The sequence below is a fragment of the Nocardia brasiliensis NBRC 14402 genome (assembly GCF_000308475.2).
Lineage (GTDB): Bacteria > Actinomycetota > Actinomycetes > Mycobacteriales > Mycobacteriaceae > Nocardia > Nocardia brasiliensis.
The window spans coordinates 29,470-42,563 of the sequence record NZ_BAFT02000081.1 but is presented as its reverse complement, the minus strand read 5'-3'; the positions used below and the strand labels follow the sequence as shown (position 1 = coordinate 42,563).

The window sequence follows — 13,094 nt, the reverse complement described above, 5'->3', positions numbered from 1 at the left end:
GAGACGCCGCCACTGTCCGTCCAGCGACACGGCAGCGACGCCCGGCGAACTCGCGCCGCCGGGCGGGCCGGGGCTCAGCCGAGCAATCCCTCCAGCGCCCGCGCCCGGGTCGCCTGCCGCAGCTTGGCCAGGCCCTTCGCCTCGATCTGCCGGGCCCGCTCGCGGGAGACCCCGTAGACCTTGCCGATCTCGTCGAGCGACTTCGGATCGCCGCCGTCCAGGCCGAAACGCAGGGCGAGCACCTCGGCTTCACGCCCGGCCAGCCCGGCGAGCACTTTGTCGAGGTGTCCGCGGACCGACGTGGCCAACGCCACATCGGCCGGGTCCGGCGCGGTGTCCGCGATGAGCTCGCCGAACTCGCCCGCGTCGTCGCCCAGCGGGGTGTGCAGCGAAATCGGCTCGCGCGCATGGTCGAGCACCTCGCGCACCTTGTCCTCGGTCAGGTCCAGCTCGGCCGCGATTTCGGCTGCGGTGGCGGCGCGCCCGAGCTGCTGGGTCAGCGCGCGCTGGGCCCGCGTCACCCGGTTGAGCACCTCGACGACGTGCACCGGAATCCGGATCGTGCGGCCCTGGTCGGCCAGCGCCCGGCCGATGCCCTGCTTGATCCACCAGGTCGCGTAGGTGGAGAACTTGAGCCCGCGATGGTGATCGAACTTCTCCACCGCGCGCATCATGCCGAGGGTGCCCTCCTGCACCAGATCGAGCAGGGACATCCCGGTGGGCAGCGGGTAGCGCTTGGCGATGGACACAACCAGGCGCAGATTCGCCTCGACCATGTGGTCTTTGGCCCGCTGCCCCTCGGCCACCCGGCGCTGCAACATGCGGCGTTCCGCGACGTCGAGTTCGCCCTGCTCGGCCAGGCGCTGCGCGGCCTGCACGCCCGCCTCGATACGGGTGGCCAGCTCGACCTCCTGCGTCGCGGTGAGCAGCGGGGTGCGGCCGATGAGCCGCAGGTAGTCCTTGATCGGATCCTCGGAGACGGTGCCGCCGAACGGAGCGGGGCGAGCGGTGCAGTACATGGTCACGGTGGGTCCTTCCGAGGGAGCGGTGCCTGGTCGGCGGAGCGTTCCGCCTCAATGCGAACGCCGGGATCGAGTCGAGACTTCCCGGGAGGAGGACTCGATCCCGGCGTTCACCCGGCCGGACGGGTCTGGCCGGCGGTGCTGCGGACGCTCAGCCGCGACCGGGAATACGCTGCGGACGCTGCGGGGCCGCCCGGAAGGCGCTCTGGTGCCGTGGCTGTCCGCCCGTGCGGTCGAGGCGCGCCGCGCCGGGGAACCCGTTGGCGTGCTTCCTCTTTCGCGCCTTGGCCGGAACCGCTTCGGTCGGCGCGAAGCGACGGAGGACGGCGTCGATGGTGGTCTGCGCGGTGGTCTTGTCGGCCATGGTGGCTGTTCCCTTTCGGTCGATGGTGGTGCTGGTACGGGCCGGGGTCACTACGACAAGTCCGTGGTTCAAAGCGGTGGTGCTCCTTCGTTCTCGTTGACGAGGACAAACTTAGAATAGACCTAAAAATATGTCAAGCATAAATTTTGGTCGATATCAGTTATGGTGTCTGCATGACCACAGAGCAGATGGGCCTCCGAGACCGGAAAAAGCTGCAGACCAGGGAGAACATCTCCGATCAGGCGACCAGGCTGTTCCTCGAGCACGGCTTCGACAAGGTCACGATCGCCGACGTCGCGGCCGCCGCACAGGTCGCCAAGATGACGGTCACCAACTACTTCCCGCGCAAGGAGGACCTCGCCCTCGATCTGCGCGACGTGTTCGTCGACCAACTCGCCCGCGTCGTCCGCGAGCGCGAGCCGGGCCAATCCGCACTGGCGGCCTTGCGCGCCGCCTATCTGACGGCGGCGATCGAACAGGACCCGGTGGCAGGCTTCTCCGGCCCCGAGTTCGCCGGCATGATCGCCGACAGCCCGGCGCTGCTCGCCCGGCTCCGCGAATTCCACGACGACCGACAGCAGGCGCTCGCCGACACCCTGGCGGCCGAAACCGGTGCGGCCGCAACGGATATCACGCCCCGGGTGGCGGCGGCCCAGCTGGGCGGGGTGCACCGGGTGCTGTTCGACGAGACCATGCGGCGCACCCTCGCCGGGGAGTCCAACGACGACATCGCCGCGGCACTCATCGAATACATCGGCATCGCGTTCGACACGCTCACGCCGTCACTCGCGGACTACGCGGTGCGCTGATCCGGCGCTTCCAGCATGGCCAGCGCCATCGGCACCAGCACGTCCACCAGTTCGCCCACCGGGGGGCGCGGGTCGGCGAGCACCCACTCGTGCGCCAAACCGTTGATCGCGCCGATGAGCGCGCTTGCGCCCCAAGCGGTCCCGCCGCGAATGCGGGCACCGGGGGCCACCCGCGGCACGACAGCGGCCGCGAGCAACTCGGCCCACGCGTGCCGCCGCTCCCGGCGGTGCCGCTCCATCCGGTCGCTGACGCCGACCACCTCGATGAAGGCGACCTTGGCGCGGTACGGGTCGGAACCGATCGAACCCAGGTAGGCCGAGACCACCGCGTTCATCGCGGCGGCCATATCGGCGCCCGGATCGAGTTCGGCCAGCGCCGGGAGCAACGCCACGGCGGCCTCGTCCTGAATCCGGTCGTAGGCGGCGACCAGCACGTCTTCCCGGGTCTGGAACTCCTCGTAGAACTGCCGCTTGGACAGTGCCGCCGCGGTGCAGACGTCGGCCAGCGAGCAGTTCGCATAGCCGCGTTCGGCGAAGATCCGCGTCGCCGCGTCGAGGAAGCGCTGACGCCGTTCCGCCTTGCGCTCCGTGACGGCGCGTCCGCCGTACTGCCTACCCACGATGGTCACCCTGCCACCGTATCCGAGCCCGCACCGGACCAGCGGTGACCAGCGCGGGGAAGGTCTCATCGCGCGGTGGTTGTGATCCGGGTCATGACTGTGCATACTCGACATCATTCTGAAACCAATCGGGATCACATATGGCTCCGAGCAACAAAGAGGTTGGTCTGTGGTTACTCCGCGCACGCGCACGATGAAGGTGGTCGCGGCCCTCGCCGTGCTGGCGGCCGGGCTGCCGATCGCCCTTGCCGGGCAGGTCGCCGCCGAACCGGGCACTCCCCCGGTCGCGCCCGCCCTGCCGTTCCCGATCCCGCCGATGCCGCCCGGCTTCGATCCCGCGTTCTATCGCCCGGCCCCGGACAGGTTCGCCGATCTCGCGCCCGGTCAGCTCATCGCAGCCCGGCAGGTGCATGTGGCGAATCTGTCGCTGATCCCGGTCAACGTGGACGCCTGGCAGCTGTCGTACCGCTCGACCAACACCCGCGGCGAACCCATCGCCGCGGTGGCCACCGTGCTGAAGCCGCGCGGCTACGTGGCCGATCGGCCGCTGTTCTCGTACCAGATCGCGGAGGACTCCACCGGCAACTACTGCATGCCGTCCTACCAGTTGCAGATGGGTTCCATCCCGGCCACGATCACCGGATCGGTCCTGGTCGCCGCCCAGTTCCTGGAGGTGCAGGCGGCCCTGGCGCAGGGCTGGGCCGTGATCGTGCCGGACCATCAGGGGCCCGATTCCGCCTATGCCGCAGGACCTTTGGCGGGTCGCATCACCCTCGACGGCATCCGCGCGGCGGAGAACTTCGACCCGATGCAGTTGTCCGGTACCGCGACCCGGGTCGGCTTGATGGGCTACTCCGGCGGCGCCATCGCCACCGGTCACGCCGCCGAACTGAAGCAGAGCTACGCACCCGAACTCAACGTCGTCGGCGTGGCCGAAGGCGGCATTCCCGCCGACCTGTCGGCCGCATTGCAGATGGCCAACGGCAACCTGTCGGCCGGACTGATCTTCGCGGGCGCGCTCGGTGTCTCCCGCGAATACCCGGAACTGCGCGATTTCCTGGACGAGAACATGAACGGCCTCGGCAAGCTGACGATGGCCGCCAAGGAACAGCTCTGCGCGAGCTACCAGTCGATCTTCTTCCCGTTCGCGAACAACATCGGCATGCTCGCCAAGAATCCGTTCACCGATCCGAAGGTGACCGCGGTGCTGGACAAGACCAAGATGGGCAAGGCCGTCCCGGACATGCCGATGTTCATGTACCAGGCGAACCCGGACTGGTTGATCCCGGTGGGACCGGTCAACGAACTCGTCGGCTACTACGCCGCGGACCCGAACGCGCGCGTCGAATACGTCCGCGACCACTTCAGCGAGCACCTGACGCTCGACCCGATCGCCGCGCCCCGCGCCCTGCTGTGGCTGGCCGACCGATTCGCGGGCAAGCCGGTGCCTACCGGCGTGCACACCACGGACGTCGGCTCGATGATGCTCGACCAAGCCACCTGGCAGGTGTGGGGCGACACGGTCGGTACCGTACTGGCGGCCGCGTTCCAGCAACCGATCGGCAGCGGTCGCTGAATCCCGTTAGCTGCCACTGCAATGCCTGTTAGCGGACACTGAACCTGGACCGGAAAGTGACCGGGATCACTTCCTGTCTGAGACACTCGATGTACGATCCGGGCGATTCACTTCCCTCGGAACTTACTCGAGAGTAAGGTTGGCTCATGGCGTGGAAACCTACTGAAATCCCGGATCAGACCGGGCGCACCTTCGTGATCACCGGGGCGAACGGCGGGTTGGGCGCCGTGACCACCGCAGTCCTCGCGAGCAAAGGCGCGACCGTCGTCATGGCCTGCCGCAACGCGGCCAAGGCCAAGGAGGTCGCCGACGGCATCGCCGGCGACGTGCGCGTCGCCGAACTCGACCTGTCCGACCTGTCCTCGGTGCGCGCGTTCGCCGAGCAGCAGGGCGAGTTCGACGTGCTGATCAACAACGCCGGACTGATGAACGTGCCGTTCTCGCGCACCAAGGACGGCTTCGAAACCCAGTGGGGCGTCAACCATCTCGGGCATTTCGCACTGACCGGCCTGCTGCTGGACCGGATCGGCGACCGGGTCGTCACGCTGGCCAGCATCGCGCACAAGCAGACGCCGAAGCTGTGGGTCGACGACCTCAACTACGAGCACCGTCGCTACCAGCGCAACCTCGCCTACGCGCAGGCCAAGCTGTCGAACCTGATGTTCGCACGGGAACTGCAACGCCGCCTCGCCGAATCCGGCTCGAGCAAACGCTCCTACGGGGTGCATCCCGGGGTTTCCGCCACCGAGCTGTTCGCCAGGACCGAAACGCCGATCGACCGGATCATCAAACCGTTCGTCGCGCTGATCGGTCACCCGCCGAAGAAGGCCGCGCACTCGACGCTGTTCGCGGCCACCATGCCCGACGCCGACCCCGAGGTCTACTGGGGCCCGCGCCGGTTCTTCCAGACGCAGGGCCCGGTGGAATCCTCGCCGTCCACCCGGCTGTCCAAGAACAAGGAACTCTGGCAGAAACTCTGGACCGAATCCGAGCGACTGACCGGCGTCACCTACAAGTTCTGAGCTCGACCGGCTCGCCCACCGGCCGGTGGGCGAGTCCGCGCACGGCACCTGGCCGAACCTGTCCTACGTACCGTGTAGTAGACGGGGTACCGTAGTAGCCGTGTCCGCTTCACCCCGCCGCTCGGCACACAATCGCCCGGCCCTCATCGTGCTGGTGATCGTCGCCGCACTGGGCTGCCTCGCGCTGGCCTGGTGGCAGTGGCAGCGGTTCGAATCGAGCAGCGGTACCGGCCAGAATCTCGGCTACGCGTTGCAGTGGCCGCTGTTCGCGGCGTTCGCGGTGTTCGCCTACTTCCGGTTCGTCCGGCTGGAACAGGAGGCCGAGGAACACGGCGAATCCGGCGACGCCCCCAGGACCACCCCGAAACCCGTTGCGCCGCGCGAGATTCCGGCTGGCATCCTGCCGGAGCGGCCGCAGGCGGTGCGCGACGAGGACCCGGTGCTCGCCGAATACAACCGGTACCTGGCCGAATTGCACGCTCGAGACATCGATGATCAGGTCCGCGAGGCGGGCCTGGGCGCCCGCGATACCGAAAGGAAAGCCGGTTGACCACCAGCGAGAATTTCACCGAGGGCGGTTCGGGCTCGGCTGAGGAGACCCACCTGTCGCAGACACCGGACAGCGTCGAGGCGACCGCCGGCGACTCGACCGCGAACGCGGCCGCAGACCGCACCGCCGCCTCGGCCGACCGCGCGGTGGCCTCGACGACCGATGGCACGCTGGCCACCGCACTGCGCGGCGGCAAAGCGCCGCAGGAGCAGGAAGCCGCGCCCGCCACCGGCTCGGACAAAACCGAGAAGATCAGGGCCGCACTGCTGCGCTACCGCACCCTGGCCTGGGTCACCGGTCTCTGGCTGCTGCTGCTCACCGGCGAGATGATCGCCAAGTACGGCTTCGACGTGCACACCCCGAGCTGGATCGCCGTGGTGCACGGCTGGGTGTACTTCGTCTACCTGCTGGTCACCGCCGACCTCGCGGTCAAGGTGCGCTGGCCGGTGCTGCGCACCGTCGGCACCCTGCTCGCCGGCACCATCCCGCTGCTGTCCTTCTTCGTCGAGCACGTCAACGCGAAGAAGGTCAAGCAGGACTTCGGCGTCTGACGCTCAGTCGGCGAGCTCGGTGAGCGCGGGCAGCAACTGGGTCAGCGCGCGGCCGCGGTGCGACACCGCGTCCTTCTGCGCGGGCGTCAACTGCGCCGCGGAGAGGTCGCCACCGTCCGGGAAGAACAGCGGGTCGTAGCCGAAACCGCCCTCGCCCAGCGGTTTCCGGCCGACCGTGCCCGGCCATTCGCCACGCACCACGAGTTCCGCGCCGTCCGGCACGACCAGCGCACAGGTGGAGACGAACCGGGCGCCGCGACGCTCGTCCGGCACATCACCGAGCTGCGCCAGCAGCAGCGCGTTGTTGGCCGCGTCGTCGCCGTGCTTGCCCGCCCAGCGCGCCGAGAGCACGCCGGGCATGCCGTTGAGCGCGTCCACCTCGATCCCGGAATCGTCTGCGACACAAGCCAATCCGGTGGCCGCGGCCCCGTCGCGCGCCTTGGCAAGCGCGTTCTCCTCGAACGTCGCGCCGGTCTCGGGCGCCTCGTCGTAGGCGGGGACGTCGTCGAGCCCGACGATCTCGATGCCCGCGATCCCCGCCTCGGCGAGGATGCGGCGCAGTTCGTTCAGCTTCTTGGCATTACGGCTTGCGACCAGCACGCGACGCGTCATTACTTCTTCTTCGACTCGGACGGCTCCGGCAGCACACCGGGATACGGCAGGGCCAGCGCCTCTTTCTGAATGGCGAACAGTTGCTCGCAACCGGCGAGCGCGGAGTCGAGCAGCTTGTCCAGGGTGGACCGCGGGAAGGTGGCGCCCTCGCCGGTGCCCTGGATCTCGACCAGGGTCCCGGTGTCGGTGGCGACCACGTTCATGTCGACCTCGGCGCGCGAATCCTCTTCGTAGGGCAGGTCGAGTCGCACCCGGCCGTCCACCACGCCGACGCTCACGGCGGCGATCGCGCAGGAGATCGGCTGCGGGTCGGCCAGACCGCCCGCGGCCCCCAGGTAGGTGACCGCGTCGGACAGCGCGACGTACGCGCCGGTGATCGCGGCGGTCCTGGTGCCGCCGTCGGCTTGGAGCACGTCGCAGTCGATCGCGATGGTGTTCTCGCCGATCGCGGCCAGGTCGATGCACGCCCGCAGCGAACGGCCGACCAACCGGCTGATCTCCTGGGTGCGGCCACCGACGCGGCCCTTCACCGATTCACGGCCGCTGCGGGTGTGCGTCGCCGCGGGCAGCATCGCGTATTCGGCGGTGAGCCAACCGAGTCCGGAGTCCCGCCGCCACGGCGGCACCCCCTCGGTGACGCTGGCCGTGCACATCACCCGCGTCTGCCCGAACTCCACCAGCACCGAGCCCGCCGGATGGGTGGTGAACCCCCGGGTGATCCGTACCTCGCGGAGTTCGTCGTCCGCCCTGCCATCGGCTCGTCTAGACACGCGGACAGCCTAAAGGGTGGGGGGTGGAGCCGGCGGGGCGGGTGAGCTCAGATATCGAAGGTCTCGCCCGGCGCGACCGCGTGCACCGGTCCGGTGAACTGCGCCTTGGCTTCCGCGATCACGTCTTCCCGCGAGGTCCACGGCGGGATATGGGTGAGCAGCAACTCTTTCACGCCGGCCTCGGCCGCGATCTGTCCGGCCTCGGTGCCCGAAAGATGAATGCCGGGTGGCCGATTCGCGGGATCGTGGGTCCAGGACGCCTCGGCCATCAGGATGTCGGCGCCGCGTGCGAGTTCACGCACCGACTCGCACATCGCGGTGTCGCCGGTGTAGACGAACGTGCGCCCGGCGGCGGTGACGATCCGCAGACCGTAGGACTCCGGCGGATGGAACATCCGGAACGCCGACACCGTGTGGCCCGGCCCGAATTCCACTGTCTCCTCGACGTTCCACGGGCGGTGGTCGATCACGTCGGACCAGTCGTCGCATTCGCCGCCGACCTCGGCCGAGGCGTTGCCGATCCGCAGCGCGCTGTCCGACGGTCCGCGCACGATGGCCCGGCCGACCGGGGGTGTGGGGTGGTAGCGCCGCCAGACCAGCAGCCCGGGCAGATCCAGGCAGTGATCGGCATGCAGATGGGTGAGAAAGATGTCGACCTCACCGGGGTCGGCGTAGCGCTGCAACGCGCCGAGCACGCCGGGTCCGAAATCGATCACCACCGGCCGCATATCCGGGCCGGTCAGCAAATACCCCGACGCTGGGGAGTCCGGGCCGGACACACTGCCCGAGCACCCGAGGACGGTTAGGCGCATTCCCCCATGCTGCCACGACGATTCTGCGCTCAAGAAACTATCCCCCACATTTCTCGAAGGGCCGCACGCTCACCGTGGCGACGCAATGATTCCCTGCTGATCCCCGCGACGACTTCGACGTGCATCACCAGAGAGTACCCAGCCGGCGAGCAATCCACCCACCGCCCCGAAAAGATGGCCCTGCCAAGAGATTCCGGGCTGACCGGGCAATACCCCCCACAGCAGCGACCCGTAGAACGCCAGCACGACCAGCCCGAGCACGATTTGCCCGACGTTGCGGGCGAACCAGCCGCGCGAGATCAAGAATGTCAACCAGCCGAACACCAGAACCGACGCGCCCAGGTGCACGGAGCCGGTGGCGCCGGTCAGCCAGGTGCCGAGGCCGGCCACGATCCAGATGATCGCGGTGGCGACCAGGCCGCGCCCGATGCCCGCGCACAACGCCAGGAATCCGAGCAGGAGCACCGGCAGGGTGTTGCCGACCAGATGCGGCCAGCCATTGTGCAGCAGCGGCGCGAACACGATCCCCCACAGCCCGTCGGCGTCGCGAGGATGGATTCCGGCATTGTCGAGCTGGTTGTTGTCGAGGGTGTCGACGCCCTCGATGCCGTACAGCAGCGCGACGAATCCGGCGATCAGCACCCCGGCGCGCAACCACAGCTGCCGCAGCACCGCGAAATCGGTGGATTTCGCAGGCGCGCCCGGCGCCCCAGCCGCGGCACCCGGCTTGGCCGGTTGCGCGCGGATCCGCGCTATCCGATCCGGATCGAACGACGAACCGACGCCGGTCATCGGCACCTCCTCGGGACGCGGGCGACGGCCCGCCCCTTCGAGGGTACCGACCGGCGCCGCGCGCTACCGTGGGAAAGGCTCAGGCCCAGAGCTGTCCGTCGAGGCGTTCCTCGGCCTCTTCCAGCGTGCCGTCGTACGCGCCGGTCGACAGGTACTTCCAGCCGCCGTCGGCCACCACGAACGCGATATCGGCGCGGGCGCCCGCCTTCGCCGCCTTCCGGGCGACCCCGAGCGCGGCGTGCAGGATCGCACCGGTCGAGATGCCCGCGAAAATGCCTTCCTCCGAGACCAGTTCGCGGGTGCGTTTCACCGCGTCGAACGGCCCCACCGAGAAGCGGGTGGTCAGCACCGATTCGTCGTACAGCTCGGGGATGAAGCCCTCATCGATGTTGCGCAACCCGTAGACCAGTTCGCCGTAGCGCGGCTCGGCGGCGACGATCTCGATGCCCGGCACCTTCTCGCGCAGGAATCGGCCGGTGCCCATGAGCGTGCCCGTGGTGCCGAGGCCCGCGACGAAGTGGGTGATCTCGGGCAGGTCGGCCAGGATCTCCGGACCGGTGGTCTCGTAGTGCGCCAGCGCGTTGGCCGGGTTGCCGTACTGGTAGAGCATCACCCAGTCGGGGTGCTCGGCCGCGATCTGCTTGGCCCGCGCCACCGCCTGATTCGAACCGCCGGCGGCCGGGGAGTCGATGATCTGCGCGCCGAACATGGTGAGCAGCTGCCGCCGCTCCACCGAGGTGTTCTCCGGCAGCACACAGACCAGCTGATAGCCCTTGAGCTTGGCGGCCATAGCCAGGGAGATGCCGGTGTTGCCGCTGGTGGGTTCCAGGATGGTGCAGCCGGGCCGCAACAGTCCGTCCCGTTCGGCCTGTTCGATCATCCGCAGGGCGGGCCGGTCCTTGATGGAACCGGTGGGATTGCGGTCTTCCAGCTTGGCCCACAGCCGCACGTGGTGCTCCCCGTCCCACTGCGGGGACAGGGTGCGCAGCCCGACCAGCGGGGTGTTGCCGAGCGTCGCGATCAGCGATTCGTAGCGCGCCACGGTGTCGGTCAGCCTCCGGCGACGGCAGGCAGGATCGTCACGCTCGCGTCGGCGGGCACCTCGGCCGCGAGGCCGCCCGCGAAACGCACGTCCTCGTCGTCGACGTAGATGTTGACGTAGCGGTTCAGCTTGCCGTCCTTGAGCAGCCGCTCGGCGAGCCCGGGATGGTTCGCCTCGAGGTCATCGATCAGCGCGGACAGAGTCGCGCCCTGCGCCTGCACGCGCTTCTCGCCTCCGGTGAGGCCACGCATGATGGTCGGGATGGACACGGTTACCGGCATGAGAACTCCTCGGTTTCACGAACAGGCATCGGTTCAGACGGATTCGTAGGCGTCGACGATGCGCACCGGTTCCTCGGTGACCTCGCCGTCGACGATGCGGTAGCTGCGCAGCTCGTGCTGTTCCGGATCACGGGTGGAGATCAGCACATAGTGGGCGTAGGGCTCGGACGCGTAGGACACGTCGGTGCGGCTCGGATAGGCCTCGGTGGCGGTGTGCGAGTGGTAGATCACCACCGGCGTCTCGTCGGCGTCGTCCATGGCGCGCCAGACGCGCAGCTGCTCGCCGGAATCGAAACGGTAGAAGGTCGGCGAACGCTCGGCGTTGATCATGGCGACGAACCGCTCCGGCCGGTCCGAGCCCTCCGGTCCGGCGATGACGCCGCAGGCCTCGTCGGGGTGGTCGGCGCGCGCGTGCGCCACCATCGCCGCTACGAGGTCGGCCCTGATCACCAGCACGAGTCAAACCTTTCCGCTGTGCCGACCCATCGCAGTCGACAACCAGTCACAATATTCGGCTATTCCCCGCGACCGGTCGGCCGGTCGGTTCGCCCGCTCGGGCCCGGCGTGTCCGGGGTGCGCGGAATCAGCGCGCGGGCGGGAAGAGATCGCGATACGCGGGCACGCCCGCGACCGAGGTCGCACACAGAATGGCGTCGACGATGGCCCGCTCCACGCACAGCGCGGCGGCGGTGCCGAGCTGGTCGATGAGCTGTACGTCCGGCGGGAACGCGGGCGGCAGCGCGATGCCCTCCGGCGGCACCCAGGTACCGGTGGCCAGCGCGAAGAGCGTGTCGCCGTCGAACGGCGAGTGCGCGGGCCGGACCGCACGGGCCAGTCCGTCGTGCGCGACCACGGCCAGGCGCTTGCAGGCGGTGGGACCCAGGGGTGCGTCGGTGGCCACCACGCCGATGGTCGTGTTGAGCGCCATCCGCTTGCCCGGCAGTGCGTTCGCCCGCGCGACCTCCTCGGCCGTGCCGGGCCGCAGGCCGAAGAACTCCGGGCCGTCGGTACCCACGCCCCACGGCAGCCCGGTGCGCGGATCGATCACCGAGCCCGCGCAATTGGCGACGACGAGCGCCGACACCGTCGCCCCCGCCGCGGCGCCACCGCCGATCACCACACTCGCGGTGCCGATGCCGCCCTTGATCGAACCGGCCCGCGCACCGACGCCCGCGCCCACCGTGCCCCGCTCGAATTCGAGCGCCGCGGCCGCCGCGGCCCGGTAGCCGAAGTCGGCGGTGGGCCGAATGCCCCACGCGCCCACCGGAAGATCGAAGATCACCGCACCCGGCACGATCGGGACCACCCGGCTCGCGTCGGTCGGATCCATCGGAATGCCCTGGCCCTGCTCCTCCAGCCAGCGCATCACACCGTCGGCGGCGGCGAGCCCGTAGGCGCTGCCGCCGCTGAGCAGGATCGCATTGGCCTGGCGGACCGTGTTGGCCGGATCGAGCAGATCGGTCTCGCGGGTACCCGGCCCGGCACCGCGCACATCGACGGCGGCGACCGCGCCGTTCGGCGCGTAGACGACGGTGGTGCCGGTCGCGGCGCCCGTGCCGAGGGTGGCGTCCGCGTCGATGACGTGCTGCTGCCCGACGAGCAGGCCCGCCACGTCGGTCAGCGAATTCCGTTTGCCCGCTTGCGCATTCATACGTCGGCTCCTGCTCGGGGGTGGGGCGGACTCAGGGCGCGAGCGCCTGCAGCAACGAGTCCTGCATCCAGGTGAGCCAGTGGTAGACGTCCAGGTGCGGCGCGCGCGGATCGTCGGGGCTCAGGTGATCGGGGGTGTCCGCGTCGATGCCGAGCACCGTGCCCAGGGCCAGCCGGACATCGGTCAGCGCGGTCAGCCACGCGTCGGCCTGCTCGGGGGTCAGCACGATCTTGCCGCCCGCGCTGGGCAGCGTTTCCAGGATCACCGAACCCGCGGCCAGCTTGGCGTCGATGATCTCCGGCTCGTGCAGGCCGCGCAGGGCGCTGTTCAGGTCGGCGCGGTCGGCGTCGGGCGAACCAGGCTCGGGCCGATGGAAATCCGGCAGCAGCCGGCGCAACCGGGGATCCTCCGGTGCGACGGTGTTACCCGTGCGCAGGCCGGTCAACGCGGCGAGGTCGTCCTCCGGCGCGGCATCGGCTCGTTCGGTCAGCAATCCGGACACCGCACCGACCAGCGACCGCAGCACGTTGGCCTCGCGTGCGTCCATCTCGGATCGCAGTTTGAGACCGCTCAGCGAGTTCTTCCTGCTCCACTTCCGCACGGCGTCAGGGTAGTCGTCC

At 69.3% G+C, this 13,094-nt stretch carries 17 protein-coding genes; 5 read left to right on the top strand and 12 right to left on the bottom strand.

All coding sequences use genetic code 11. The annotated features are described in order from the left end of the window. Nucleotides 1–74: 74 nt before the first annotated feature. Nucleotides 75–1,019, bottom strand: a complete 945-nt coding sequence (locus TY25_RS29500; protein WP_042261458.1) for a sigma-70 family RNA polymerase sigma factor — start codon at nt 1,017–1,019, stop codon at nt 75–77. 154 nt (nt 1,020–1,173) lie between these two features. Beyond that, on the bottom strand, nt 1,174–1,386 hold the full coding sequence (locus TY25_RS29495; RefSeq protein WP_088607015.1) for a hypothetical protein: 213 nt from the start codon (nt 1,384–1,386) through the stop codon (nt 1,174–1,176). A 173-nt stretch (nt 1,387–1,559) separates the two neighbouring features. Between TY25_RS29495 and TY25_RS29490 the strand changes: the two genes are divergently transcribed. Further along, the gene (locus TY25_RS29490) at nt 1,560–2,195 is read left to right on the top strand and encodes a TetR/AcrR family transcriptional regulator (RefSeq protein ID WP_042261454.1); all 636 of its coding nucleotides are present in this window, start codon (nt 1,560–1,562) and stop codon (nt 2,193–2,195) included. Here the strand turns inward: TY25_RS29490 and TY25_RS29485 are convergent. Continuing rightward, nucleotides 2,180–2,824: a TetR/AcrR family transcriptional regulator gene (locus tag TY25_RS29485; RefSeq protein WP_042261452.1), complete on the bottom strand. Its 645-nt coding sequence runs from the start codon at nt 2,822–2,824 to the stop codon at nt 2,180–2,182. The two genes, TY25_RS29490 and TY25_RS29485, sit on opposite strands and share 16 nt — an antisense overlap. 184 nt (nt 2,825–3,008) lie before the next feature. Here TY25_RS29485 and TY25_RS29480 point away from each other — a divergent pair, with 184 nt between their 5' ends. From TY25_RS29480 to TY25_RS29465, 4 genes are all read left to right on the top strand, one after another. Then, a complete protein-coding gene (locus TY25_RS29480; RefSeq protein ID WP_042261443.1) occupies nt 3,009–4,391 on the top strand; it encodes a lipase family protein in 1,383 nt (460 codons plus the stop codon). A gap of 146 nt (nt 4,392–4,537) precedes the next feature. Further along, the gene (locus TY25_RS29475; RefSeq protein ID WP_042261441.1) at nt 4,538–5,413 is read left to right on the top strand and encodes an oxidoreductase; all 876 of its coding nucleotides are present in this window, start codon (nt 4,538–4,540) and stop codon (nt 5,411–5,413) included. A 100-nt stretch (nt 5,414–5,513) separates the two neighbouring features. Then, complete coding sequence (locus TY25_RS29470; protein ID WP_029892202.1) at nt 5,514–5,963, top strand: glucitol operon activator; 450 nt, start codon at nt 5,514–5,516, stop codon at nt 5,961–5,963. Between the two features lie 182 nt (nt 5,964–6,145). Further along, nucleotides 6,146–6,514, top strand: a complete 369-nt coding sequence (locus tag TY25_RS29465) for a DUF3817 domain-containing protein (protein WP_042261582.1) — start codon at nt 6,146–6,148, stop codon at nt 6,512–6,514. Between the two features lie 3 nt (nt 6,515–6,517). Here TY25_RS29465 and rdgB read toward each other — a convergent pair whose 3' ends face one another. The 9 genes from rdgB to aosR form a co-directional block, all read right to left on the bottom strand. Further along, nucleotides 6,518–7,126, bottom strand: a complete 609-nt coding sequence (rdgB, locus tag TY25_RS29460; protein WP_042261438.1) for an RdgB/HAM1 family non-canonical purine NTP pyrophosphatase — start codon at nt 7,124–7,126, stop codon at nt 6,518–6,520. Continuing rightward, the gene (rph, locus tag TY25_RS29455; protein ID WP_042261437.1) at nt 7,126–7,896 is read right to left on the bottom strand and encodes a ribonuclease PH; all 771 of its coding nucleotides are present in this window, start codon (nt 7,894–7,896) and stop codon (nt 7,126–7,128) included. The genes rdgB and rph overlap by 1 nt, the downstream gene beginning before the upstream one ends. A 47-nt stretch (nt 7,897–7,943) precedes the next feature. After that, nucleotides 7,944–8,708 (bottom strand): cyclic nucleotide-degrading phosphodiesterase, encoded by a 765-nt coding sequence (locus TY25_RS29450; RefSeq protein WP_081593905.1) that lies wholly within the window; start codon nt 8,706–8,708, stop codon nt 7,944–7,946. Between the two features lie 69 nt (nt 8,709–8,777). Continuing rightward, a complete protein-coding gene (locus TY25_RS29445) occupies nt 8,778–9,500 on the bottom strand; it encodes a rhomboid family intramembrane serine protease (RefSeq protein ID WP_172595844.1) in 723 nt (240 codons plus the stop codon). A 79-nt stretch (nt 9,501–9,579) separates the two neighbouring features. Beyond that, nucleotides 9,580–10,542 (bottom strand): PLP-dependent cysteine synthase family protein, encoded by a 963-nt coding sequence (locus tag TY25_RS29440; RefSeq protein ID WP_042261435.1) that lies wholly within the window; start codon nt 10,540–10,542, stop codon nt 9,580–9,582. Nucleotides 10,543–10,550: 8 nt separating this feature from the next. Further along, a complete protein-coding gene (locus TY25_RS29435) occupies nt 10,551–10,823 on the bottom strand; it encodes a MoaD/ThiS family protein (RefSeq protein ID WP_029892195.1) in 273 nt (90 codons plus the stop codon). A 33-nt stretch (nt 10,824–10,856) separates the two neighbouring features. Then, nucleotides 10,857–11,279, bottom strand: a complete 423-nt coding sequence (locus TY25_RS29430; RefSeq protein WP_029892194.1) for a M67 family metallopeptidase — start codon at nt 11,277–11,279, stop codon at nt 10,857–10,859. A gap of 127 nt (nt 11,280–11,406) precedes the next feature. After that, a complete protein-coding gene (locus TY25_RS29425) occupies nt 11,407–12,474 on the bottom strand; it encodes a P1 family peptidase (RefSeq protein ID WP_042261433.1) in 1,068 nt (355 codons plus the stop codon). Nucleotides 12,475–12,505: 31 nt separating this feature from the next. Next, a complete protein-coding gene (aosR, locus tag TY25_RS29420) occupies nt 12,506–13,075 on the bottom strand; it encodes an oxidative stress transcriptional regulator AosR (protein WP_014982110.1) in 570 nt (189 codons plus the stop codon). Nucleotides 13,076–13,094 lie beyond the last annotated feature (19 nt).